This window comes from Marinobacter sp. CA1 (assembly GCF_020546665.1).
In the GTDB taxonomy this organism is placed as follows: Bacteria; Pseudomonadota; Gammaproteobacteria; order Pseudomonadales; family Oleiphilaceae; genus Marinobacter; species Marinobacter xestospongiae.
In genome coordinates this window covers 2,990,003-3,013,745 of sequence record NZ_CP071785.1, presented here as the reverse complement: position 1 = coordinate 3,013,745, position 23,743 = coordinate 2,990,003, and the positions used below count along the sequence as shown (strand labels likewise).

The following is a 23,743-nucleotide window of genomic DNA, read 5'->3' as shown; positions in this document are numbered from 1 at the left end:
CTGCCGGTGACAGCAAAAAGCCGCACAGGGTAACCTGTGCGGCTTTTGTCGTTCTGGGAGAGTCGCCTTTTCAGTCCCGAAAGATCAGATCTGGATGGGCGGCATGGGGCAGTCCAGTTGATCCGCCACCAGCCGCAGCATGTCGTACTCCATGGCTTTTACCTCGCCATCAAAGGTAACGCAGTGGCCGCAGGCATCGATAATGGCCGGCTTGAGCAGCGGCGAGAGGCCGTTGAGGTGGGTAAGGGCGCTGGCCAGGTCGCGGATGGACACTTTGGACTCCGGCGTCTCGTCTTCGTTCACGGAGACGAACCCGGCCATGGCTTCCCGGTAGACCCGGTTTGCTTCGTTGGCGTCAGCGGTTCCGGCCCGTGCCAGCAGGCCGAACAGGGTCCGCAAGTGATTTTCCACCGGACGATAGCTGCGAAAGCGTGTTTTCACCAGTCGTTCGGCATCGTTGGCCAGGTGGCGCTGGAGAAAACTCACCAGGGCGAACTCGAACAGGGTGACCCGGCCATCCTGACGAACCAGCAGATTGACGGCCTGGATCAGCTCCTGGCGCTCCTGGGGATCGAGTCGCCGCAGGGCGGGCATGGCCAGTTCCAGGGCCGGAAAGCGGACCACCGCCCCCAGTGTGTTCAGGGTTGGTATCAGCTTGTCCTGCAGATCGGGCTGGGCTCCGAACAGAGGATGGGTAGGCAATGCCGCCAGATGCTTGCTTCGGTCGGTCTCATCCCGAGCGTGAATCAGCAGTGCATAGCACAGCTGAACCGCTCCCGAACGGGTGTAGAGCAGTTCCCGGAAGGTGGCGGGCAGCTGTTTCAGCAGCGCTTCGGCAAACTGCTCACCGCCGGTGGTGACGGTACCGACCTGGTTCGATAACGGCTCGACGGGGGCGGCCACGGATGCTGTGGCGATGGCGGACAGGTTGCGCTGACCGGTTCTCGGAGTGACGGGCTGGAACCCGGCCAGGGCGGCCGTACCTTCGGTTGCTGCGCCGGATTGCGCGGTCGGGTCCAGGCTGGCGGATGGTCGGGTATCGCGGTGGCGACTCTTCAGTCGTGCCAGCATGCCGGCTTCGATGGCATTGATGCGTTCGTCAATCGGGGGGTGAGAGGCCAGCAGGCTGGTCAGTTTCATCCGTGCGCTTTCGCCGAAACACATGTGGTTCATGTCGGAGGCATGGCTGGTGGTTTCCAGAAAGCTGCCTTTGTAGCCAATCTTGAACAAGGCGGAGGCAATGCCCTCCGGGTTACGGGTGAACTGCACCGCGGAGGCATCCGCCAGCATTTCCCGCTGCCGGGAGACCGCGGCCTGGATCAGCCGACCAAAGAACACGCCAACGTAACCAATGACCAGCAGCGCCAGGCCGAAAATGCCGATGGCGGCACGTTCATTGCTGCGACTGGAAGAACGGAAGCTGGCACTGTGCATTAGGTGACTGCCGATTTGACCGATCATCAGAATGCCCGCCAGGATCGCAATCAGGCGAACATTGATACGCATGTCGCCGTTGAGGATGTGGCTGAACTCGTGGCCGACCACGCCCTGGAGTTCATCCCTGGAGAGCTGGGTCAGGGCGCCATGGGTCACCACCATCACTGCTTCACCGGGGCTGTAGCCGGCGACAAACGCATTGATGCCGGTTTCATGATCCATCACGTAAAGCTGGGGAACGGGCACGCCGCTGGCGATAGCCATTTCTTCCACCACGTTACGGAAACGGCGCTCGTCGCCGTCCCGGGTCGATGGGTCGATCGCGCGGGCGCCGACCATGGTTGCCACCCGGGCACCGCCGCGGGACAGATCGAGCCAACGGAACAGCGACACCAGCAGAATCAGGCCGGAGACCGTGCCGGCTGTGACCACGCCGTGGACGCTGCCAAACCAGGACAGCAGGGATGGGCGAGCGCCTTCACCGCTGGTCACCAGGTAACCCACCAGGCACACCGCCAGGGTGATCAGCACCACCGCCACCAGAAACAGTGATACCAGCAGCAGGGTATTGCGCCGGGCGTGAGCCTGGCGCTGGAAAAAGCCGGGACTGGCCATGTCAGCAGAACTCCGTTCCAGTCAGGTTGCTCAGAATGAAACAGTCGGTGCCTGACGGGCTTCCGGGTTCTCCAGTTGCAGTTGCGCAGTCGGCTTGAACGCAAAGAAGCCGGCGATGAAGTTGTTGGGGAACTGTTCGCGGAAGGTGTTGTAGGTCATTACGCCATCGTTGTAGGCCTGACGGGCAAAGGACACTCGGTTCTCGGTGCTGGTCAGCTCCTCCATCAGCTGCTGGATAGTTTCGTTGGCTTTCAGATCCGGGTAGTTTTCAGCCACCGCGTAGAAGTTGGCCAGGGCTTTGGTCAGCATGTTCTCCGCCGCACCCAGACGCTGGATATTGCCGCCGTTCTCAGGGTCCCGTGCGGCTACCTTTTGGGCGTCCACGGCGCCGTTACGGGCTTCCATGACCTTGGTGAGGGTCTCTTTCTCATGGCTGAGGTAAGCCTTGGCGGATTCCACCAGGTTGGGGATCAGGTCGTGGCGACGCTGGAGCTGCACATCGATCTGGGCGAAACCGTTCTTGAATTCGTTGCGCAGGGCGACCAGGCGGTTGTAGATGAATACCAGGTAGAACACCACCAGGGCGATGACGGCAATGCCAATCAGGGTGGAAGTCATAGGCGGTCCTCGAGTCGTTGGGAGTGGACAGGGCAGGGCGCCACCGGGCCACCCTAACCGTTACTTTCCGCCATCTTACCGTGGAAGCTCGCGACAAACGATTGGAATTCCCCGGCTGGCAATGGCTTGCTGAAGTAGTAGCCCTGAGCGAGCTGGCAACCCCGTTGTTGCAGGTAGTACTCCTGCTCGGCCGTTTCCACGCCTTCGGCGATAACCGACAGGTTGAGGCTCTTGCCAAGATCAATGATGGTATTGGCGATGCGGGTGTCTTCTTCGTTCACCAGTAGATCACGCACGAACTGCTTGTCGATCTTCAGATGCTGAACCGGCATGCGCTTGAGGTAGGTCAGTGAGGAGTAGCCGGTGCCGAAATCGTCAACGGCGATCTGGATGCCTTCGCGCTTGAACTGCTGCAGCTTGCCGATGGCATCCTCGAGGTTGGTCATCACACTGGTTTCAGTGACTTCCAGCTCCAGCCGACCGGGTGGAATCTGGTGACGCACCAGGGTGCTGAGAACGGTGTCGACAATGGTGTCCTGACGCAGTTGCACCGCGGACAGATTGACGGCAATGCGCAGCGGTGTGCCCTGATCGGCCCACTCGGCGGCCTGGCGACAGGCCTGATCAAGCACCCATTCGCCGATGGGGACAATGCGACCATTCAGTTCGGCCAGCGGGATGAAGTCGTCGGGTGGCACCAGACCGCGCTCGGGGTGTTGCCAGCGGATCAGCGCCTCGGCACCGATCACCCGACCGGTTTCCAGGTTCACCTGTGGCTGGTAGACGAGGTAGAACTGGTTTTTCTGCAGGGCGATGTTGAGGTCTTTTTCGAGTTTCTTCCGTGCCCGCATTTCCTGGTCGACGCTGGCGACGTAGAACTGGAAGCTGTTGCGGGTGCCGGTCTTGGCCAGGGTCATGGTCTGTTCCGCCAGCTGGAGCAGGCGATCCAGTTCGGAAGCGTCGTCGGGGAACAGCGCCACGCCGATGGTGGCGGTGACAGGAATGCGCTGGTTGTTGGCTTCAATGGGCTGGGCAAACAGGCTCAGCAGTCGATCTGCAGTGATGGTAGCCTGGTAGTCATCGCGCAGGTTCTTCTCGATCACCACAAACTGGTCACTGCCAAGCCGGGCCTTGAGGAAGCGGGCGTCACTGAAGCTGCCTTCGAGACGGTCGGCTATGCTCTGCAGAATCTGGTCACCGGAGTCGTACCCATACTGTTCGTTGATGCCCTTGAGGTCATCGATACCAAAACAGAACACCGCCAGGACCTTGCCCTGCTGACGGGTTTCCTCAATGGCGGACTGCAGCAGGCCCAGCATGTATTCCCGGCTTGGCAGGCCGGTCAACTGGTCGAATCGCGACAGTCGATTAACCCGCTCTTCGGCTTCCCGGTGTTTGTTCTGGCTGTCTGAAATCGCCACCAGCAGGTTGTTGGTGGCATTCACCCAGAGGCCGAGCTCGTCCCGGCGGTGGCCGGGGAGCGGGTCGATCAGGCGGTCATCGGGCTGGGAGGGGTCGACCTGGGTGAGGGAATGGATGATCTTCAGCAGGGGTTTGGTGAGCAACAGGTGGTACACCATGTAGAGCACCAACGACAGAATAATGGCGCGGGCGACACCAGAGCCAAAGGTCATGGTGGCCCGTTCCAGCCAACTGGCCGCCGTGGGGCCAGTGTCGTAACGCAGTTCCAGATAGCCGTAGCTGATGTCGGGCTCTTCGCTGCGTGCCAGATCGATACGATAGGTGCGCTCGTTCTGGAAGATGGTGTCGGTCAGTGGTCGATAGGGCGCTTTCAGTAGTGGTCGGCTGTGGGCGCCGAGCGGCTCGCCGTCGGGATGGCAGATACGTGCCAGTCGCACTGACTGTTGCTGGAACAGGCCGTCAACCACCTGTTGGGCGAGGTCGTCGTCAATGCTGAAAACCGCCTGCGTGGCGGCGTCCCGGACCAGGGCCATGGTCTGTTCCGCCTGACGATCCAGGTCTTCCGAGACCCGTTGGGCATCGAAAACAATCTGGCTGGCGCTCAGCAGGATGCCTGAGACCAGGGCGATAGACAGTACCCAACGAAGGATGCGGTAGCCGAGACGATGTTCGATCTTGAAGGAAGTGTTCATCGAGTACCGTTCATTGTTGTTATTTCCCGCCCGATAAAGACTGGCGTACGGAACACATGAAATTCGATGAGCCGGTTTGCAGTCAAGTGTCGTCCCAGAGAGTCGGTGTGATTTTCAGGTCCAGGGTGGGGCGGATCATTGCGTCCCCGGAACCCCCTGCCGGTTAGTCAGAGGCCCCATTGGTTGACCAAAGACGCCTGAATAACCAGAAAAAGTTCATTAAAGCACTTTAGCGCATCGCACAAATAAGTGACAGCGATAGCCCGGCCAGGCGGGACACTTGATTCCCCATACATAATAGAGGGGTATTTGTGCCAGATTTTGGGGCGGAAGCATATTTCAAATTGTAGCTTTGTAGTAACAGTGGTCGTCTGGATGGGCGGGTGAGGCGGAGCGGATGGATAAACGGGGCGAATAAAACAAAAAACGCCCGCAAAGGCGGGCGTTTGTCACGACAACCGATCAACGATCGGCTGGAACGTGGGGATTAGGCCAGGTTTTCGTTAACGAAATCCCAGTTCACCAGGTTCCAGAATGCCTCCAGGTAGTTGGGGCGGGAGTTGCGGTAGTCGATGTAGTAGGCGTGTTCCCAAACGTCGACAGTCAGCACCGGCTTGTCCGCAGTGGTCAGCGGAGTTTCGGCGTTGCTGGTGTTGGCGATGGCGACGCTGCCGTCGGCTTTCTTGACCAGCCAGGTCCAGCCGGAACCGAAGTTGTTGGCGGCCTTGTCGTTGAACTCCTTCTTGAAGTTCTCGAACGAACCGAACGCGGCGTTGATGGCGTCCGCGGCGGCGCCGGTCGGCTCACCACCACCGTTCGGGCTCAGGCAGTGCCAGTAGAAAGTGTGGTTCCAGATCTGGGCTGCGTTGTTGAACAGCGGGCCACTGGAAGTCTTGATGATGTCTTCCAGGGACTTGTTGGCATCGTCAGTACCTTCCACCAGGCCATTCAGCTTGGTGACGTAAGTGGCGTGGTGCTTGCCGTAATGGTATTCCAGAGTCTCTGCGGAGATGTGCGGTTCCAGTGCGTTTTTTTCGTAAGGCAGTGCAGGAAGTTCAAATGCCATGAGGTCGTTCTCCCAGGTTTCTCTCAATGGATCGGCGACATCCAGGGTCACCGACAACGGTATTATTAGCCATTCAGTCAGCGGCCCAACCTTCCAGATACAGCTGGTGGGCCCTCTAAGGCTGCAATATTGGGATGAAAAATACCATTTCAACCCGTTTGGTCAAAAACGGCTCATCTCCCTCAAAGGTCGACGTCGAACTCCGGACAGCCCGGCAGGAAGCTGGCGCAGTTTTTGACGCGCCAGCGCAGCTCGTCATAGCTGTCGGCCAGTATGTTGACATGCCCCAGTTTGCGGCCAGGCCGCTCCGCCTTGTTGTACAGGTGCAGGTGGGCATAGGGCAACCGCATGATCGCGTCCAGGTCACCATGCTCACCGATGATGTTGATCATGCAGCTGTAGCCGCGGGCATCGGTATTGCCCAGGGGGTGGCCGCTGACGGCTCGGATGTGGTTTTCGAACTGGCTGGTCATGGCGCCTTCGATGGTCCAGTGACCGGAGTTGTGAACCCGGGGGGCCATCTCGTTCGCCACCAGGCCGTCCTCAGTCTGGAACAGTTCCAGCGTCAGGACGCCAACGTAATTGAGCTCGTTGAGCAGGGCGCGGATGTAGCTTTTGGCCTGATCATCGATATCGGCGGCCATCTTTGGCGCCGGTGCCACGGAATAGCGCAGGATGCCTTCGTGGTGGCTGTTCTCGGCAATAGGGTAGTAGGCGACTTCGCCATCTTCACCGCGAGTTGCGATGATCGATACCTCGCGGGAGAACTCGACAAACTTCTCCACGATCAGGCGCGGATGGCCAATGCCAGTCCAGGCAGATTCCGCGTCTGAGGGATCCCGCAGCACCGCCTGGCCCTTGCCGTCATAGCCTTCGGTGTTGGACTTGGCGACCACCGGGCATCCCAGTTCTTCGGCAGCCTGGCGCAAGCTGTCCGCGCTGTCGGCAATGCGCCACTGGGGGGTGGGGATGCCCAGTTCGCCGAACAGAGTCTTCTCCGCTTCCCGGTTCTGGCACACTTTCAGTGCCCGGGGACATGGATGTACCGGTTTGAGGGAGGCTATCTGTTCGGCGACGTCTACAGGGAGGTGTTCGAATTCGTAGGTAACCCGGTCAACCCGGTTCAGGAAGTCATCCAGGTAGTCGCCTTCACGGTCGACAATCACCTCTCCGAGGCCGGCGCTGGGGCTACCGGAGAGATCATAGAACACAAAGGACTTGGCCAGCGGGTAGCCAGCCAGGGCCAACATACGGCCGAGCTGGCCGGCGCCTAACACTCCAATACGCATTGGGGACTCCAACAGTTATCAGTATCCAATAAGTCGGTAAACTGGATACCCGGGCGTGACTCAGTCGGCCGCCGGGTCCGGGTTGTCCAGTACCGTCTGGGTCTGGTCTGCCCGGAATGCCTCAATGGCCTGACGAACCTCGTCGTCCTGGGTTCCGATAATCTGCGCGGCCAGCAGGCCAGCGTTGGTGGCGCCTGCCTTACCAATGGCCAGCGTACCGACGGCAATTCCGCCCGGCATCTGGGCTATGGACAGCAGCGAGTCGAGTCCGTTCAGCGCCTTCGATTGTACCGGGACGCCCAGCACCGGCAGCGCGGTCTGGGAGGCAACCATACCCGGCAGGTGGGCTGCTCCCCCGGCACCTGCGACAATCACCTTGAGGCCACGGTCGGCGGCTGTCTTGGCGTATTCAAACAGCAGGTCAGGGGTTCGGTGAGCGGATACCACACGGGTTTCGTAAGGTACGCCCAGTTTGTCGAGCATTACAGCAGCGTGTTCCATGGTCGGCCAATCCGACTTGGAACCCATGATCAGTCCTACCAGCGGTTGCATAAGAAGCAGTCCCGAAGCTTGTCAAGAAAGCCGGCCATTGTAGGTACTGCCGTGAATGCTTGCAAATAGCACTGAGCGGCGGCGCTGGCGGTACCTGGATGCCGGCGGTGAAAAGTATGGCGGTAATAGAAGGACCAGACACTAGTGCATCCATGTGACATTGCGATCACGGCTGATGGTTAGAGCATCCCGCATTTATTAGCGCTTCTCCATGCTGCTTGGTTGGTGGCGGGTCGGCGGGTATCATCAGAAGCCCACAAGCTGTTGAAATTTTGGAGCCGAGGCCCGTATGGAATCCCTTCGTCCCGATGACGATGAACTCAGAGGCAAGCAACCCGATAAGGCTGAGTCGCCACCGACACTGCGGGAAGGCGAGCCGGTAAAGAGTGAAAAGCCGGCCAAGGCGGGCGCCAAGTCTGCAAAACCTGCCGCCAAGACCAAAGCGTCTCCGACAAAACCGGCCGGACGACCGTTGGTGCTGTGGGGGCTGGTCCTGGCCTCGATCGCGGCAGGCGGGACGTTGGGCTGGCAGCAGCAACAACGGATTGCGGCCCTGGAAGGGCAGTTGGAGGAGGCGGATTACTGGGCCCGGCAAAGCAAGCTGGCTCTGGCCCGGTTTGAAGGGGAACTGAGTGAAACCGGCGAGAGCCTGGCGGAGACCGGCGCTTCCATGGAAGAGCAGCTGGCTTCCCATGGCGAGCGGCTGGACACCACCGACAGCGAGATCCGAAAGCTGTGGGTGGTCGCCAATGAGCGTAACAAGGCAACTTTGGCTGAACACAGCACTGCCATCGACAGCCTCAAAGGAACGCTCGCGTCCCAGCATGACCAACTGACCGATCTGGAGCAGCAGGCCAACACGGCCTCACAGCGTTTTACCAATCAGCTCAAGGAACTGAAAACGCAGCTGGCCAGTCAGCAGTCAGCGTTGGAGCAGCAGCTCGCTGCCGTGGCGCAGCAGGTGTCGGAACTCGAGGGCGAGACGGCCCAGGCCATCGAGCAGCGTCTGCAGCGCTTCCGGCAGGAGCGCCAGTTAGCTGATGCCGAAGTCCAGAGTAGGCTTCAGGCGCTGGAGCGTCAGGGCCAGCAACAGGCGGGCGCTGGCGACCTGTCGCGTGCGCAAGCACGGATCGCGGAGCTGGAGCAGACCGTCAAGGCAATTGATGCTTCCCGTGCTCAGTTGACGTCGCGGCTGGTGAGACTGTCGGACGAGGTCAGTTCCCTGCGGGCACAGGTGGCACAGCCATAGCCTAACCGTGTCATCCTGGGCCATGTAACAAAACGTAGTCATCTCTTGCGGTAGCTCTCAGTTCCCGGACCCCGGTGCTGCTACCATGTCGGGGCACGCAAACTGGCACAAGAGATTGATAACAATGAATATGCCCAGGTTGACCCGCGCCGCCTCAGCGCTTTCCCTTGCCCTGCTGCTGACCCTGCTTTCTGGCTGTCAGGTGTACCAGTCCATTGGTAAGAGCACCGGAGCCTTTCTGCATCCGGTATCTGGACCGGACTTCGTGCATATCGACAATGACGCCTGGAGCCAGAATAACGCGCTGATCTACTTCTATCGCACCCATTCCCAGTGGGCGGCGGACGAGATTGAGGCGCCCAGCGTTTACGTTGACAACCAGCACTACTTCAACATTCGCAATGACAGCTTTACCTGGCTGGAGGTGAGCCCGGGAGAGCGTCATATCGCGATGCGACGTCCCTTGCTCGGACTGGAGGGGCTGGGCCACTTCAGTCTGAGTCTGATCGCCGACGCCACCCTGACGGTCGAACCCGGCCGCATCTATTACCTGCGTTACAACGAACTGACCGAGCCTGAGACCCGCCACCCCGATCTTGATCCGGAGCACCCACTGGCAAACGGCGACCTGCAGCTGGTCACCCGAGAGGTCGCCATGGCGGCGGATGAACTGGTCTCCACCCGTTTCCTGAACAGCGATCTGTTGGCTCCCAATCACGCAGCGACGTCCATTGTCCGGGAGAATGAGGACACCGATTTTGAGCGTGATCTCGCCCGACTTGAGGAAGAGCGAGACGAGGAACTCGCCCGTCTGGTGTCCACCGGCCTTTATGAGCCTGCGCCCTGGTACTGGCCGTTTGGAGGCGATGAGCCCGAACTGGAGGCGGATCAGCGTATTGAAGCCCGTGAGGAGGCCTATGCCCGGCTGGAAACAGAAAGGGAGCGTGAGGATGCCCGTCAGTCCGGGGGCTGGTGGCCATTCTGAAGACCGAGGGTCAAGAGGCACCTGCTAGTAGATGACAGGGAACGTTGTTGGCATGGAGATCTGTGACTAGACTGATCCCATGCTGAAGTAAGGCAAGGAACACAGCATGTTTGAGAGACATTCCCGCTGGGATGAGCTGCGGTACTGGTTGAAAGCCCGGCTGCCGGAATGGCAGCAACAGGTAACGGAAAATGCCGAGTCGTTGCGTCAGCGGCTGGACGAGTGGAATCGCGCCCTCGCCAGTCAGGCGTTGCCGGACGCCCGGCGGGCACGAGTGAGCCGGCTGGTGTTGGAGCGTAAGAACCGGTTGGCCGCCCAGCGGCGCAATGGCATGAAGGTTGTGCGCCGGCAGGTGCATACGGGGAGGTCGGCGACCGAGTAGCTGTTGATGCTGTTCGGAGCGGTTCTGGTTGTCTGGTTTTTGCTCGATGTGTTTGAAATATAGACGATTTTGGCTTTTTTTCAGTTTTTTGAAAAAAGTTTGGCAAAAGGTTTGACAGGCCCGAAAAAATCCTTAGAATGCGCAACTCATCTGGTTGAGACAACACATCTCAACCGGGTGATTCCGGGACTGGGTGGTTAGCTCAGCTGGGAGAGCATCGCCCTTACAAGGCGAGGGTCACTGGTTCGATCCCAGTACCACCCACCAATTCCGGAGCTTTTGAGTTCATCTGAGCTCAAAGGCAAGCACAATTTGGTATCGCTGCGGAGCGGTAGTTCAGTTGGTTAGAATACCGGCCTGTCACGCCGGGGGTCGCGGGTTCGAGTCCCGTCCGCTCCGCCATTTCCTTGTTGTCTGGGTGGTTAGCTCAGCTGGGAGAGCATCGCCCTTACAAGGCGAGGGTCACTGGTTCGATCCCAGTACCACCCACCATTTTCCCGCATTTCTTTACTTACTCTGCCTGAATGATTTTGGCGGGGTTTTGTCGTGTCTGGGTTTTCTGTTTTCCTCACTTTTCCGCCGAAAGATCGCTTCCAGCGTCTCTTAAGGGTCTGAGTGGCCGGTAAACACTGGGCCAGCTAGAAGGCGAACTCCCGGCTGGCCTGTGATGGCGAGCGCGTTATCGACCAATCAGTGATTGGCCGCAGACCCGCACCACGTTGCCGTTAACGCCGACCGACGCCGGGTTGCAGAACCAGGCGATGGCCTCTGCGACGTCCACCGGCAGTCCACCCTGGGACAGGCTGTTCATCCGCCGCCCGGCCTCGCGAATGGTCAGGGGCATGGCTGCGGTCATCTGGGTTTCGATGAAACCGGGGGCCACCGCGTTGATGGTGATGCCCTTCTTCAGTTGCTTGGCCATGGCTTCCACATACCCAATCACGCCGGACTTCGCGCAGGCATAGTTGGTCTGGCCAAAATTGCCCGCGATCCCGCTGATGGACGAGACGCAGACGATCCGCCCGTTCTCCCGCAACAAATCCTGCTTCAGCAGTGCTTCGTCGATCAGTTCCTCGGCGGTGAGGTTGACCGCAATGGCCATATCCCAGAAGTGCTCGGGCATCTTGCCGAGGGTCTTGTCGCGGGTGATACCCGCGTTATGGACCACCAGGTCAATCCCGCCAAACGTCTCCTGAATGAACCCGGCAATCATGGCCGGTGCCTGGCTGTCGGTGATGTCGCAGGTCAGTGCCTTGCCGCCAATCCGGCTGACCACCTTCTGCAGTTCTTCCTGCGCGGCGGGGATGTCCAGACCAATCACGGTGGCGCCATCGCGAGCCAGGGTGTCGGCGATGGATTCGCCAATGCCGCGGGATGCGCCGGTCACCAGCGCAACCTTACCGGTTAAAGGGGCCACGGGGTTGGTGGCGCTGGCGGTGACGGTGGACTTGCCAATTCGCGCCACCTGACCGGACACATAGGCTGAGCGGGGCGAAAGGAAAAAGCGAACGCTCGATTCCAGCTGATGCTCCGTATTGGGGGCCAGCCACAGCAGATTGGCGGTGGCGCCTTTCTTGCCGATTTCCTTGCCGATGGCGCGGGTAAAGCCCTCCAGTGCACGCTGACTGGCGGCGTAGGGGGCGGCCCGGCAGCTCGCCGGGTCCTGGCCGACAATCAGCACCCGGCCATTGCGGCCGAGCTTGCGGATGCTGGGGTGAAAGAAATCATACAACGCGCGCAGATCGGCAGTGTCCTTGATGCCGGAGGCATCGAACACCAGGGCACTGAAGCGGGTGTCCGTTTCGCCATCGAGCGCCAGGGGTTTGGCCTTGTTGCCGGCCTTGGCAGAATCCTCCAGACGCTCGGCGCCAGAGACGTGAAATACCCGGGCCGGGCTGGCGTTGAGAATGGCGCCGAGATCGGCAATTGCCTTGCCGCCATTGGCTGCCCCGACCAGCACATCGCCTTCCAGGAAAGGCTGGTCGGCCCGCTGCCAGCGTTTCAGGGGGATTGGGGAGGGCAGCCCAAGAGACTGGGCGGCGGTCTTGCCCACCGGGGTGTTGACGAACTTCAGGTACAGGTCGGACATGGAGTCTTCCTCTTCCGTGACTTGCGATGGATGATCAGAGTGAAACGGCTTTCCGCCATTATGGCACCGGACAGCCGGATTGCGGCGCTGGCTGGTGATCGCCGGAGCGTTGTTCGGTCACCGGTTTGGCCAGATTGGTCGCCGTGCTTGCCCCGTAGGTTAAGGCTCCTGACTTTTTTTGGATTGACTCAACCGGACCCGGGGGGTGTCAGGCCTGCCAATGAGGCGATGCGGGTGGGCGCTAGACTGGCTGCTATCTTATTCGAACGTTTCCAAACGCAGGACTTGATCATGGCTCAAAGCAAAGGAACGACTTCCCGCAAGGCATCCACCTCGAACCGCCGCCAGACATCGGCCGCTAATGGGGCGGTGCGCCGGGTGGCGATCATCGGTGGCAATCGCATTCCGTTCGCCCGCTCCAACACCGCCTACAGCAAACTGAGTAACCAGGAGTTGTTGACCGCCACCTTACGGGGACTGGTGGATCGATTCGAGCTCCAGGGGCAGCGTCTCGGCGAGGTCGTAGCTGGGGCCGTCATCAAGCACTCGCGTGATTTCAACCTGACCCGGGAGGCAGTGCTCAGCTCCGGCCTGGCCCCGGAGACCAGTGCCTATGATATCCAGCAGGCCTGCGGGACTGGCCTCGAGGCGGCGATTCTGGTGGCCAACAAGATTGCCCTGGGCCAGATTGACTGTGGTATTGCCGGCGGCACTGATACGACTTCGGATGCCCCGATCGGTCTCGGTGAGGGGCTGCGTGAGATTCTGTTGGATCTGAATCGCGCCAAGACCAACGGCGAGCGTCTGAAAATTCTCAGCCGGTTCCGGCCCAGCCACCTGGTACCCACGATTCCCGAGAACGGTGAGCCCCGCACGGGCATGTCGATGGGAGATCACTGTCAGGTGACCGCGCACGAGTGGGCCATCCCCCGTGACGAGCAGGATCAGTTGGCGGTGGAGAGTCACCACAAGCTGGCGGCCGCTTACGAGGAGGGGTTCTTCGACGATCTGGTCACCCCGCTGGCAGGTCTTGACAAAGACAATATCCTCCGGCCGGATTCCTCACTGGAGAAGCTTGCCGGTCTCAAACCCTGTTTTGATCGCGACAATGGCACCATGACCGCCGCCAACAGCACGGCCCTGACCGATGGCGCGTCCTGCGTGTTGCTGGCCAGTGAGGACTGGGCCAAGGCCCACAATCTGCCGGTGCAGGCCTACCTGACGTTCTCCGAGGTTGCCGCGGTGGATTTCGTGGAGAAGAAGGAAGGGTTGCTGATGGCGCCGGCCTATGCAGTACCCCGCATGCTGGAGCGTGCCGGCCTGACCTTGCAGGACTTCGATTTTTACGAGATTCACGAAGCCTTCGCAGCCCAGGTGCTGTCGACGCTCAAGGCCTGGGAAGATCCGGAGTTCTGTCGGCAGCGCCTGGGACTTGAGGCGCCGCTGGGCAGCATTGATCGCGCCAAAATGAACATCAAGGGCAGCAGCCTTGCCACCGGACATCCGTTCGCCGCCACCGGTGGACGAATCATCGCCACTCTGGCCAAACTGTTGGAGCAGAAGGGCAGTGGCCGTGGTCTGATCTCCATCTGCGCGGCCGGCGGGCAGGGGGTGACGGCAATCCTGGAGCGCGATTGACCGCGTCGCCATAAATAAATGGATTCTCTACCAAAAAAGCTTTGACTTTTGCCGGGTTACTCCTTAATATGCGCGTCCTCGATGGGGTGACGCCTACCCCGAATCAGCGCAAATGCCGCTGGCTCACAACAGGGCGAAACAAGTTTTGATGCGGGGTGGAGCAGTCTGGTAGCTCGTCGGGCTCATAACCCGAAGGTCGTTGGTTCGAATCCAGCCCCCGCTACCAATTTGAAAAAAGCCGGTCTCTGACCGGCTTTTTTCGTTCCTGCTTGGGGCGTTATGATCGACCCTTTATTTGTGCCAGCCGGGGCGGGTTGCCGCTGCAGAAGGTGCAGCTGAGGCGCTTTTGCTCCCGGCGTCATAAGTTCTAATGCTTCTCCTGCGATCAACCCTGCTTTCCTGCAGTGACTGCTTTACCCGCAATCAGTTCTCATCGGCCATCACCCGAGCCATCTCGTGGGCATTGCTGCATGGTTCCTGGTTCAGACCCGCCATTACCCCGGCGTGATTCTTCTCTGGCTGATTCTGACTGGCCTTGGTCTTGCCGACGAGGGTGTCGATGGTAATCTCGATGCCGACAATGTTCTGCATAAGCCGGTTCGTAAAGGCCTCCGGTGCGTCACTGAGCTGCCAGGGAGTGCTCCTGTGGCGCTCATGATGATCGGTGAGCTGACTGAGATGGTGGCGGAGCCAGGATGGATCGGTGGTTGCTCTCGCCGGGCCCTCTGCATGTATTGCCAGGTAGTTCCAGGTGGGAACAGCTCTGCCGTGCTCGGCCTTGGTTGGGTACCAGGATGGCGAGATATAGGCCTGAGGACCCTGAAAGACTACGAGCACCTTCATCTCAGGTGTCAGTCGCTGCCAGACCGGATTGTTGCGGGCGACATGGCAGGCAAGCCTGACCGGTCCTCCTGAGGGTGGTCGGTCGAGCTGAAACGGCAGGTGATTGGCCTCAATGCCCTGGCTGTCCGCCAGCACCAGAATGCCAAAGCCCAGTGTTTCGATATGTTCCAGCAATCGGGACTGGTCGTTCTCTTGAAAATGCTCCGGCACATACATCGTTAGTAGGGTCCTTATGTCGCTAGTGTCCTTGAGTCACTAGGGTCCTTGAGTCACTAGGGTCCGTGCGGCAACGGATTGGCAACCGGCAGCCGAATGGTGAAGGTGGAGCCGTGGCCGACGCTGGATTGCACCTCGATCTGGCCGCGATGTTTTTCCACCACCACGTGAACGAACGACAGGCCTAGCCCTGCACCACGATTGCCTGACAGCTCGCTGCTTTTCTGGCGCCGGTAGCGATCGAACAGGTGGGGAAGTTCGTCCGGGGCAATGCCGCAGCCCTCATCGCTGACTGTGAGGCAGGCCTGGTGGCCGGCTTCGAACACCTGGATAGTTACGACAGAGTTGGCTGGGCTGTACTGCACCGCGTTGGTCAGCAGGTTGATCACGGCCCGTTCCAGCAGTTCCGGGTTGCCGTTGAGCCACAGATCCTCACTGCCCTGCAGGGCCAGTCGGATGCCCTTGTCGAAGGCCTGTTCGCTGACGCTGTCCCGGGCGTTCTCGACAATGGCCAGAAACTCGCATTCATAGAAACGGGTCTCTGAGAGCTGTTCCGCCCGGGCCAGTTGTACGAACTCTTCCGCCAACTGATAGCTGCGACGGGCCAGGCGACCCAACTGGTCGAGCTGTTCCGGCTGGATTTCGCTGGGATTGCGTTTAAGTTGTTCGATCAGCGCCAGCTGTGACACCAGCGGCGAGCGAACGTCGTGGGAGATGAAGTCGATGGCCTCGCGGTGCTGGCGCTGTTGCTCCCTCAGTTCGGAGATGTCCGAGATATTGGCGATGATGCCGTTCTGGGCGGTGTCGTCAATCTCAAAGGGGGCAAAGTGGATCAGGAAATCCCGCCCGTGCACCCGCAAATCCACCGTCCGGCTCTGACGCTGGGTCAGGGTTTCGGACACGGTTTCCTGCCAGGGTGGGTTGTCACGGGGGTCGTGGCCTTGCAGCAACCGGGCCAGAGGCAGACCGTCGAGACTGGGGCGGGGTTCGTGAAACCACTCCTCGATATGGCCGTTGGCGAAAACAATCACTCCCAGCTCATCCGTCACAATCACGCCGTCGGGCATGCGTTCGAAGCTTTCACGGATGAACTGCTGCATGGTGTTCATGCGCTCGGTGGCTTGCCGCACCCGCTCGATGCGGGCGGAGATGTTTTCCTTGGGCCCGGCGATGGGTTTGGGGGTGTAGTTCGGGTCGAGTGTCAGCCGGCGGAGGTAGCGTTGGCTGGCGCCCCGGCCGAGGTTTTCCGGCAGCTTGAGCCCCAGATCAAAGGCCTGGTCGCCGCGCACCAGTCGTACCCAACTCTGGTTGTTGGTGTGCACCCATTGCCCCGGAGCCGTCAGTGGTGGCCGCTGGCTGGCGTCCAGATTGTGGGCGCTGAGGGTTTCCGCTGACTCCGCGTGGGCCAGATACCAGCCATCAGGAGCCAGCAGGGCTTTCAGTTGGTCCAGCAGGGTCGCCGGGTGACGGGTCGCAGGTTCTGACAGTGACAGCTGTGGGCTGTGGCCGAGCTCGTCGAGTTGCCGGTTGAGGAAACGGTTGGTCATGGCCAGCCTGCGGGCACTCCAGACCGGAAACGCCAGTATCGGCACCAGCAGGCTGTTGGCCACCGGCAGCCACAGTCGGGGCCCCAGCAGAAACAGCGCAAAGAGCCCCACCAGCATGGCGGTTAGCGCAATGGTGAAGGCGACGGTCTGGGCCGGTCTCAGGCGTGGCAGGGTGAGGGCGACGCCAACCAGTACCAGCAGGCAGAGCAGGTTGGGAACCAGCTCGGTGACCGGGTGGATCATCGCGTCCTGGGTCAGTGCCGAGTAGCTGTTGGCGTGGTACTCCACGCCCGGCATTGGCCGGGCAAGGCTGGAGAATGGCGTCGGCAGGATGTCGCCGAAGCCGGAGGCGGTGGCGCCCACGAACACCGTCTTGCCCTGGAACAGGCCCGGTTGCGGAGGCTGGCTGAGGACGTCGGCGTAGGAATAGGTGGGAAAGGTGCCGGCACCGCCGGCCAGGGGCACGGCGACGAATTGCGCCCGGACATTGACGTAGGGGGCGGCGTTGCCGGCATCTCCGGGTTCTGGGTCGGGCCCCTGGCCCTGAAGCTGCGCCGCCGCCAGCGCCAGGCTGGGCCACAGCGACCGCCCCAGGCCGTGGTAGAGGTAGAGCCCGCGGGCCAGACCGTCGGTGTCCAGCTCAACGTGAGCGTGGCCCAGTGCCGCCACCGCGCCCGCCAGTCGGGAGGTCGGCAGGTGCTCGGCAATGGGATCGTCCTCCGCTGGTGGCGACAGGTGTACGGGCAGTACCACCCGACCGTGATTGCGCAGGGCGTCGGCCAGGGCAAGATCATCCGCCGAGGGTTCCGGAAACAGCACGTCAAACACCACGGCGTCGGCGCCGGCCGCGGTGAGCTGGCGCACCAGTTCGGCGTGGCGCCGGCGGGGCCAGGGCCACCGGCCCAACTGGTCGAGGCTGTGCTCATCGATGGCGACAATGGCAACGTTGGGGTCTGCCGCCAGCGGTGTGGTGGTTATCAGCGCATCGTAGAGCCAGAAATTGATGCGCTGGGGAATGGTGGTGGTCTGCAGCAGCAGCAGGGCTAGAAGCAGAGACAGGCTGAGGGTCCAGAAAGCGTTACGTTGCGGAAGCCTGTCTCTCGTCATGTAGCGTGGGTATCGAGCGGTGTGAGTGTCAGCACGAGCTATTCGATAAACAGCTCTCTGCCCGGCCCCCATCGGCTGGCCAGCGGGCCGTCAGACAGGGCTTTGAGTCTGACAAAATACCGTCTACCGGGAATCAAGCGCAAGGCTGCGGTGGTGTCGTCCACCGAGGCTTCCTTGACGATGTTGCGGAATTCGGGACCTTCGGCCAGTTGCAGCAGGTAGCCGGTGGCGGTATCCACCGACTGCCAGAAGATGCGAACCTGGCTGTCGATGTAGTTGACGCTGAGGATGCGCACTGGCGGCAGGGTGCCGTTGATCACGAATTGACGCGCGTCACTGCTGGCCACAGAGTTGCCGCCGGCTTCGGTCACCACCCGCCAGTAGTACTGGCCCGGGCGCAATGGCTTGTTGGCCAGGGCAGTGCTGTCCGGCGCCCACTCGCTGGTGGCGATCAGGTTGCTGAAGTCCTCGCTGCCGGAGATCTCGACCCGCGCGACTTCGTTGCTGCCTCGATACTGCCAGCTGAACTCCGGCATGTCGTCATCGATGGCAGTGCCGGTTTCCGGGCTCAGCAGTTGGGCGGCGCGGGCCTGCAGGTCGATGTCGACGGTCTGGCTGGCCGGCATACCGGCAATGCCGCGGGCATCGAGGGCCGCGACCTGTATGTCGTAGCTGCCGTTGTCGAGATAATCCAGGTTGTAGGTGGTCTGGCTTACGGTGGTGCTCTTGAGCCACTCGCCGCTGTCGGTGTCAAAGACATCAACCTGGTAGCGGCTGGCGCCATTGTTGGCCCAGCGCAGCTCCGCCGGCAGGCTTTGCAGGTTGGGCGGCAGGGATTCCGCCTGCGGCGCCGGAGGCAGTCGACGGATCTGGACCTGGCCGGGGCTGGTGCTGTCGACGGATGCGCTGTATCCGGCCGGGATATTCTGGGGTTGGCCATGGGGGCCAAAGGTCACCGTACCTTCGGTAACCTGTAGCGCCGTCATCCCCGGACGGGACTGCATGGCGAAGACCGTGCCGCGCACAGCGGCGACCGCAGACGGGGTCTCCACTTCAAAGCGGGCACCGCCTTCCAGCAGCGGTTCCACCTGGGTGCTGATACCGCCGTGGTCGAGACGCAGACGAATGTCCACCATGCCGGCCTTGCCGTACTGGGTGAGTTTGTTGAAGATCAGCCGTGAGTTGGGGCTGATGCGGATCACCGAGCCATCGGCAAGTTCCACGGTGGCGTTACCATTGCGAGTGACGATTTCATCGCCGGCGCGAATCAGGCTGTTGACCGAAAGCGGACGCTGACGTCCGTCACTGGCAGAGACTACGCCGACATTGCCGCTGACCGCGAGGGCCCTTGCCGGATCGGGCTGCTGTTTGAGCCAGGCCAGGGGAATACGCAGGGTGTCGCCCTGGGCGAGCCGGGCATCCGGTGTCAGCTGGTTGTGACGCATCAGCTGGCGGGCGGTGTAGCGCTCCTTGAGCAGCTCACTCACCAGCGTATCCAGTTGCTCGCCGGCTTTGAGGGTATACAGCCAGTCGGTGCCGCGGGGCGCTGGGGCCGCATTGGTGGCGCCCTGCACGTTTGAGCCGCGGGCAATGGACCACTCTGCCAGCAATGGTCCGGCGGCCAGCATCAGCAGGCTACCCAGCAGGGTCAGGGTGGCAACACGTGATCGATTCCAGGACGCCGACTTGGCGGTCATACTAGCTCTGCTCAGGTTGTACCGTGGGCTCCCCTGATGCCGGATCGAGCGCCTCCAGGCGGTAACCGCGCTGGTAAATGGTCTTGATCCGGAAGCCATTGTCCGGATTCAGGCCCAGGCGTCGGCGCAACCGACTCATGTGGGTATCCACGGTGCGTGTGTTGATATCCCTGGTCAGCCCCCAAACCCTTTCCAGCAGCATTTCTCGAGTCAGCAGCCGGCCCTGATTCTGAAACAGGAACAGGGTCAGGTCGAAATCCTTGTCGGTCAGTGTCAGCGTTTCACCGTGCAGGGTGATGGTCCGCTGTTGTGTATTGATAGTAAATGGCCCGAACTGGAGGCTCTCCCGTTCGGACTCTGGGCCCGTGCGCCGGGCCAGAGCGTTGATTCTGGCCAGCAGCTCCGCCTGGCGGGCGGGTTTGGACAGATAGTCATCCGCGCCGGCGTCCAGCGCCCGCACGATGTCCTGCTCGCTGTCCCGCTGGGTCAGAAACACCACCGGGATACGCCAGTTGAGCTGCGCCCGCACATTCTGCAGCACATCGATGCCGGTCATGTCCGGAATCTGCCAGTCGAGGATCAGCAAATCGTAGCTCCGGTGCAGCACCGAACTCAGGAACGCCTGACCAGTACCAAACGCCTCACAGGCATGGCCGTTCTCGGTCAGCAGGGCCTGGATATGCTGGGCCTGCTCCTGCTCATCTTCCAGCAGAGCGATGTGCATTGTTGTATCTCCTGTTGCTCGTCAGGCCGGTGGCTGGCGCCATCATATGGACGCGGATGCCCTCAGCCTGACTGTATTCTGACAAATTGTTACTTCCGGGTCAGTTGCAAAGTGTAGAGTTGCGTTAAAAAGCGCGTCCAGCTTGCTGTAGCGCAATCTTTTCATGCCCGGCCCTTGAGAGCCAATTGAAGACTGCTCAGGATGGTTGCGGCAGCGCTGGCTTGCCATTGTCGTCACTGACGGTCTGGCGGCAGGCCGGGTAGTTGCTGCACCCCCAGAACCAGCCTTTCGGACCCTTGCGACGCACCAGTGGCGAGAAACAGTGGGGGCAGGGGATAGGTCGTTCACCGGTGCCGTCCTGGGGCTGACTGTCTTCGATGGGACGAGTGCCCCGGCAGCGGGGAAAGCGGCTGCAGGCGTGGAAACGGCCAAACTTGCCCTCGCGAATCCGCATCGGTGCCCGGCATTTCGGGCAGTGTACCGCAGTGCCGATCTGGTCGCCCTCCGGAGCCAGGGGAGTATTGAGGTATTGCTGGATCTGCTGTTTCAGTTGTTCCAGAAACTGTCGTGGATCGCCTTCGCCCTGACGGATCTGGTCCAGGGTGGCTTCCCAGGTGGCGGTCATGTCCGGTTGGGTGATGGCCTCCGGCAGCGCTGTGATCAGGCTATGGCCTTTTTCCGTGGCCTTGATGTGGCGTTTGTCCCGGTGCAGGTAGTCCCGCTTGAACAGGGTTTCGATGATCGCCGCGCGGGTGGCTTCGGTACCCAGGCCATCGGTGTCCCGTAGGGTCTTGCGCAGTTCGGCGTCGCTAACGAAGCGGGCGATGTGGGTCATCGCTGACAGCAGGGTGGCGTCGGTAAAGTGCTGCGGCGGCTGGGTCATCCGTTGCTTGATGTCGGTGCTGTCACAGATCACCGGGTCGTCTTCCTGCAACCTTGGCAGCGGCGCCTTGGGCGATTCGCCCCGGGCCTCCTGTTGGCGCAGCTCCAGGGTTTTCCAGCCAGGCTCTGCCACGGCGGTTTCGGTGGCGCGGAAGCGGTGGTCGCCGATCGCCAGGGTCAGGCGGCCTTCCCGGTGAACCGCGGCCGGGTAGAACTGCATCAGGTAATAACGGGCGATCAGGTTGTAGACGTTCTGCTCCGCGTCTGTCAGCCGTGATGCCTGCACCACCCGGGCGGTGGGAATGATGGCGTGGTGGGCATCCACCTTGGCGTCATTCCAGGCGGCGGAGCGACGGCTGGCCTCGGCACCTGAGACGGCATCTGCCAGGTTGGGCTGTACCCGACCAATCGCCTGCATGACCGCAGGCCCCTGGGAAAAGTGTTCCTCCGGCAGGTAGCGGCAGTCGGAGCGCGGGTAGGTAATCAGCTGATGGCGCTCATAGAGGGCCTGTGCGGTATCCAGCACCGCCTTGGCGCCCATGCGGAACTGCTTGCCGGCCTCGATCTGCAACGCCGACAGCGACAGCGGCAGTGGCGGCGATTCCTTGCGGTCGCGAAAGCGGGATTCGGTGATCCGGCCCGGCCGGCCCTCCACCTCGCTGGCGATGGTGCGGGCGATGCCTTCGTCCAGCAGCCGGTCTTCTTCGTCGAGGTGGTCCCGGTAGCGCTCATCCGGCAGCCAGCGGGCGGCGAAGGTGGGGCTGCCCGGCTCGGTATCGAGGTGACGCACCAGTGCCTGCAGGCGATAGAACGGCTTGGGTTCGAACTCGGCGATGGTCTTGTCCCGCTGCACCACCAGCCCCAGCACCGGCGTTTGCACCCGACCCACCGAGTAAACACCGCTCTCGCCCTGCTGTTGCCAGGACAGGGTATAGAAGCGGGTCAGGTTGATGCCGTACAGCCAGTCTGCCCGCTGTCGGGCCAGGGCCGAGTGGGACAGACGACGAAACTCGCGATTGTCCCGGGGGCTGGCGAGGGCCCGTGCAACAGCTTTGGGCGTGAGGTCGTTGATCAGCACCCGCTCTACCGGACACTGGGCGCCAAAGTAACGCAGGACCTCATCAACCAGCAGCTGGCCCTCGCGGTCCGGGTCACCGGCGTGGACGATGGTGGTGGCCTTGCGGATCAGGGCGCCAAGCACCTTCAGCTGCTGTCCGACCGATTCCCGGGGGCTGAGTTGCCACTGCTGCGGAAACACCGGCAGCGCTTCTAGGCGCCAGCCCTGCCAGCGCGGGTCGTAGCTTCCCGGTTCTGCCGGTTCCAGCAGGTGGCCGATGCACCAGCTCACCGTCACCCGGTCTTCGCCATTGCCACAGCGCAACCAGCCAGGGCCTTTCTCCACCGGCCCGGGCAGGGCGTCGGCGATGGCTCGGCCAAGACTGGGTTTTTCGGCGATGTAGAGGCGCATGGGCGTGATGGACCAGGGTAAGGACGGATTGGCTGGCTGCCGATCCGTGCGGCGATGGCGAAAACCGCGCCATTGCGCTGTTCACGGGGGGATCGGAAGCTGTCTGGGGGAGGGAAGATGGCCTCTTGGCCGGAAACTGTCAAGCCGGGAAGGGGGCCGCTGTAGTAGACTGACGGGAAGAACGTAGACTAACCCGAACACCGATCGGGTAAATGATTTAACTGAGTTCGAGGGAGGAGGCAGACGGTCCATGTCCGTTCAGCAGACCATCGAAGAGAAATTGCAGCAGGGTTTTGACGTTCAGGAGCTGAGCGTCGAGAACGAAAGCCACATGCACAGTGTACCGGCCAACTCGGAGACCCATTTCAAGGTGACCCTGGTGTCCGGGGCTTTTGCCGGTCAGGGCAAGGTCAAGCGGCACCAGGCCATCTACCGCCTGCTGGCGGAGGAAATGGCGGCAGGCGTCCACGCCCTTGCGCTGCACCTGTATACCCCCGACGAATGGGCGGCCCAGGATGGCGTGTCACCGGCATCGCCAAACTGTATGGGTGGGTCCAAGCGCGATCCGGCCTTCAAGGAATAGGGCAATCATTATGAGTCAGTTTTTCCAGATACACCCGGAAACCCCGCAGAAGCGGCTGATCAACCAGGCGGTGGAGATTCTTCGCAAAGGCGGGGTGATCGTCTACCCGACCGATTCCGCCTACGCCATTGGCTGTCACCTGGGTGACAAGCAGGCAGCGGATCGCATCAAACGGATTCGCCGTCTTGACGACAAACACAACTTCACCCTGGTGTGCAGTGACCTGTCAGATATTGGTACCTACGCCAAGGTCGGCAATACCCAGTACCGTCTGCTGAAGAATTACACCCCCGGGCCCTACACTTTCATTCTTGATGCCACCAGCGAAGTACCGCGCCGGCTGCTGCATCCCAAACGCCGCACCATCGGGTTGCGGGTGCCGGACAACGCCATCGTCCAGGCGCTGCTGAGTGAGCTGGGCGAGCCGATCATGAGCAGCACGCTGATCCTGCCTGGGGAATCGGAGCCGCTGACCGACCCCTACGACATCCGGGATACCCTGGAGCATGAGCTGGATCTGATCATTGATGGCGGGTTTTGCGGGTTGGAAGCCACCACGGTGGTCAACATGCAGGACGACGTGCCGGAAGTCACCCGGGTTGGCAAAGGGGACCCGGCGCCGTTCCAGAGCTGAATCATCAG

The 23,743-nt window shown here is 61.3% G+C and carries 18 protein-coding genes and 4 tRNA genes; 10 read left to right on the top strand and 12 right to left on the bottom strand.

Features of this window, described 5'->3' with window-relative positions; genetic code table 11:
* Positions 1-84: 84 nt before the first annotated feature.
* The 6 genes from J2887_RS13745 to purE form a co-directional block, all read right to left on the bottom strand.
* Entirely contained in the window at positions 85-2,052 is a 1,968-nt protein-coding gene (locus tag J2887_RS13745; protein WP_227171675.1) for a M48 family metallopeptidase, read from the bottom strand.
* Between the two features lie 30 nt (positions 2,053-2,082).
* Positions 2,083-2,670 (bottom strand): LemA family protein, encoded by a 588-nt coding sequence (locus J2887_RS13740; RefSeq protein ID WP_227171674.1) that lies wholly within the window; start codon positions 2,668-2,670, stop codon positions 2,083-2,085.
* A 53-nt stretch (positions 2,671-2,723) separates the two neighbouring features.
* Positions 2,724-4,784 (bottom strand): putative bifunctional diguanylate cyclase/phosphodiesterase, encoded by a 2,061-nt coding sequence (locus tag J2887_RS13735; protein ID WP_227171673.1) that lies wholly within the window; start codon positions 4,782-4,784, stop codon positions 2,724-2,726.
* A 487-nt stretch (positions 4,785-5,271) separates the two neighbouring features.
* Positions 5,272-5,850, bottom strand: coding sequence for a superoxide dismutase [Fe] (gene sodB, locus J2887_RS13730; RefSeq protein ID WP_227171672.1), 579 nt, complete (start codon positions 5,848-5,850; stop codon positions 5,272-5,274).
* A 182-nt stretch (positions 5,851-6,032) separates the two neighbouring features.
* On the bottom strand, positions 6,033-7,139 hold the full coding sequence (locus tag J2887_RS13725; RefSeq protein ID WP_227171671.1) for a 5-(carboxyamino)imidazole ribonucleotide synthase: 1,107 nt from the start codon (positions 7,137-7,139) through the stop codon (positions 6,033-6,035).
* A 60-nt stretch (positions 7,140-7,199) separates the two neighbouring features.
* Positions 7,200-7,691, bottom strand: a complete 492-nt coding sequence (gene purE / locus J2887_RS13720; RefSeq protein WP_227171670.1) for a 5-(carboxyamino)imidazole ribonucleotide mutase — start codon at positions 7,689-7,691, stop codon at positions 7,200-7,202.
* A 289-nt stretch (positions 7,692-7,980) separates the two neighbouring features.
* On the opposite strand from purE, the gene J2887_RS13715 reads away from it, so the two are divergent.
* From J2887_RS13715 to J2887_RS13690, 6 genes are all read left to right on the top strand, one after another.
* Positions 7,981-8,940, top strand: coding sequence for a hypothetical protein (locus J2887_RS13715; protein ID WP_227171669.1), 960 nt, complete (start codon positions 7,981-7,983; stop codon positions 8,938-8,940).
* Positions 8,941-9,064: 124 nt separating this feature from the next.
* On the top strand, positions 9,065-9,925 hold the full coding sequence (locus J2887_RS13710; RefSeq protein ID WP_227171668.1) for a DUF2846 domain-containing protein: 861 nt from the start codon (positions 9,065-9,067) through the stop codon (positions 9,923-9,925).
* A gap of 106 nt (positions 9,926-10,031) precedes the next feature.
* Positions 10,032-10,307 carry a hypothetical protein gene (locus J2887_RS13705; protein ID WP_227171667.1) on the top strand — a complete coding sequence of 92 codons (276 nt, stop codon included), beginning with the start codon at positions 10,032-10,034 and terminating at the stop codon, positions 10,305-10,307.
* A gap of 191 nt (positions 10,308-10,498) precedes the next feature.
* Positions 10,499-10,574, top strand: a tRNA-Val gene (locus J2887_RS13700).
* A gap of 58 nt (positions 10,575-10,632) precedes the next feature.
* Positions 10,633-10,709 (top strand) — tRNA-Asp (locus tag J2887_RS13695).
* Positions 10,710-10,723: 14 nt separating this feature from the next.
* Positions 10,724-10,799: transfer RNA gene (locus tag J2887_RS13690), tRNA-Val, on the top strand.
* Between the two features lie 187 nt (positions 10,800-10,986).
* Here J2887_RS13690 and J2887_RS13685 read toward each other — a convergent pair.
* Positions 10,987-12,396 carry a 3-oxoacyl-ACP reductase gene (locus J2887_RS13685; protein ID WP_227171666.1) on the bottom strand — a complete coding sequence of 470 codons (1,410 nt, stop codon included), beginning with the start codon at positions 12,394-12,396 and terminating at the stop codon, positions 10,987-10,989.
* 291 nt (positions 12,397-12,687) lie between these two features.
* On the opposite strand from J2887_RS13685, the gene J2887_RS13680 reads away from it, so the two are divergent.
* Positions 12,688-14,034, top strand: a complete 1,347-nt coding sequence (locus tag J2887_RS13680) for an acetyl-CoA C-acetyltransferase (protein ID WP_227171665.1) — start codon at positions 12,688-12,690, stop codon at positions 14,032-14,034.
* Between the two features lie 149 nt (positions 14,035-14,183).
* Positions 14,184-14,260: transfer RNA gene (locus J2887_RS13675), tRNA-Met, on the top strand.
* 197 nt (positions 14,261-14,457) lie between these two features.
* Here the strand turns inward: J2887_RS13675 and J2887_RS13670 are convergent.
* From J2887_RS13670 to J2887_RS13650, 5 genes are all read right to left on the bottom strand, one after another.
* On the bottom strand, positions 14,458-15,093 hold the full coding sequence (locus J2887_RS13670; RefSeq protein WP_227171664.1) for an FMN-binding negative transcriptional regulator: 636 nt from the start codon (positions 15,091-15,093) through the stop codon (positions 14,458-14,460).
* Between the two features lie 56 nt (positions 15,094-15,149).
* The gene (locus tag J2887_RS13665; RefSeq protein WP_227171663.1) at positions 15,150-17,747 is read right to left on the bottom strand and encodes a CHASE2 domain-containing protein; all 2,598 of its coding nucleotides are present in this window, start codon (positions 17,745-17,747) and stop codon (positions 15,150-15,152) included.
* A gap of 38 nt (positions 17,748-17,785) precedes the next feature.
* Positions 17,786-19,444: a FecR family protein gene (locus tag J2887_RS13660; protein WP_227171662.1), complete on the bottom strand. Its 1,659-nt coding sequence runs from the start codon at positions 19,442-19,444 to the stop codon at positions 17,786-17,788.
* Position 19,445: 1 nt separating this feature from the next.
* Positions 19,446-20,168 carry a response regulator transcription factor gene (locus J2887_RS13655; protein WP_227171661.1) on the bottom strand — a complete coding sequence of 241 codons (723 nt, stop codon included), beginning with the start codon at positions 20,166-20,168 and terminating at the stop codon, positions 19,446-19,448.
* Positions 20,169-20,364: 196 nt separating this feature from the next.
* Positions 20,365-22,518: a DNA topoisomerase 3 gene (locus tag J2887_RS13650; protein ID WP_227171660.1), complete on the bottom strand. Its 2,154-nt coding sequence runs from the start codon at positions 22,516-22,518 to the stop codon at positions 20,365-20,367.
* Between the two features lie 250 nt (positions 22,519-22,768).
* Between J2887_RS13650 and J2887_RS13645 the strand changes: the two genes are divergently transcribed.
* Positions 22,769-23,101 carry a BolA family protein gene (locus J2887_RS13645; RefSeq protein ID WP_227171659.1) on the top strand — a complete coding sequence of 111 codons (333 nt, stop codon included), beginning with the start codon at positions 22,769-22,771 and terminating at the stop codon, positions 23,099-23,101.
* Positions 23,102-23,111: 10 nt separating this feature from the next.
* Entirely contained in the window at positions 23,112-23,735 is a 624-nt protein-coding gene (locus J2887_RS13640; RefSeq protein WP_227171658.1) for an L-threonylcarbamoyladenylate synthase, read from the top strand.
* Positions 23,736-23,743 lie beyond the last annotated feature (8 nt).

Bases quoted from the DNA above. Each gene is read 5' to 3' on its own strand.
- J2887_RS13715 (WP_227171669.1), top strand. From the start codon at position 7,981: ATGGAATCCCTTCGTCCCGATGACGATGAACTCAGAGGCAAGCAACCC.
- J2887_RS13670 (WP_227171664.1), bottom strand. From the start codon at position 15,093: ATGTATGTGCCGGAGCATTTTCAAGAGAACGACCAGTCCCGATTGCTG.
- J2887_RS13735 (WP_227171673.1), bottom strand. From the start codon at position 4,784: ATGAACACTTCCTTCAAGATCGAACATCGTCTCGGCTACCGCATCCTT.
- J2887_RS13680 (WP_227171665.1), top strand. From the start codon at position 12,688: ATGGCTCAAAGCAAAGGAACGACTTCCCGCAAGGCATCCACCTCGAAC.
- J2887_RS13640 (WP_227171658.1), top strand. From the start codon at position 23,112: ATGAGTCAGTTTTTCCAGATACACCCGGAAACCCCGCAGAAGCGGCTG.
- purE (WP_227171670.1), bottom strand. From the start codon at position 7,691: ATGCAACCGCTGGTAGGACTGATCATGGGTTCCAAGTCGGATTGGCCG.
- J2887_RS13685 (WP_227171666.1), bottom strand. From the start codon at position 12,396: ATGTCCGACCTGTACCTGAAGTTCGTCAACACCCCGGTGGGCAAGACC.
- J2887_RS13665 (WP_227171663.1), bottom strand. From the start codon at position 17,747: ATGACGAGAGACAGGCTTCCGCAACGTAACGCTTTCTGGACCCTCAGC.
- J2887_RS13645 (WP_227171659.1), top strand. From the start codon at position 22,769: ATGTCCGTTCAGCAGACCATCGAAGAGAAATTGCAGCAGGGTTTTGAC.
- J2887_RS13740 (WP_227171674.1), bottom strand. From the start codon at position 2,670: ATGACTTCCACCCTGATTGGCATTGCCGTCATCGCCCTGGTGGTGTTC.
- J2887_RS13705 (WP_227171667.1), top strand. From the start codon at position 10,032: ATGTTTGAGAGACATTCCCGCTGGGATGAGCTGCGGTACTGGTTGAAA.
- J2887_RS13650 (WP_227171660.1), bottom strand. From the start codon at position 22,518: ATGCGCCTCTACATCGCCGAAAAACCCAGTCTTGGCCGAGCCATCGCC.
- J2887_RS13655 (WP_227171661.1), bottom strand. From the start codon at position 20,168: ATGCACATCGCTCTGCTGGAAGATGAGCAGGAGCAGGCCCAGCATATC.
- J2887_RS13660 (WP_227171662.1), bottom strand. From the start codon at position 19,444: ATGACCGCCAAGTCGGCGTCCTGGAATCGATCACGTGTTGCCACCCTG.
- J2887_RS13745 (WP_227171675.1), bottom strand. From the start codon at position 2,052: ATGGCCAGTCCCGGCTTTTTCCAGCGCCAGGCTCACGCCCGGCGCAAT.
- sodB (WP_227171672.1), bottom strand. From the start codon at position 5,850: ATGGCATTTGAACTTCCTGCACTGCCTTACGAAAAAAACGCACTGGAA.
- J2887_RS13725 (WP_227171671.1), bottom strand. From the start codon at position 7,139: ATGCGTATTGGAGTGTTAGGCGCCGGCCAGCTCGGCCGTATGTTGGCC.
- J2887_RS13710 (WP_227171668.1), top strand. From the start codon at position 9,065: ATGAATATGCCCAGGTTGACCCGCGCCGCCTCAGCGCTTTCCCTTGCC.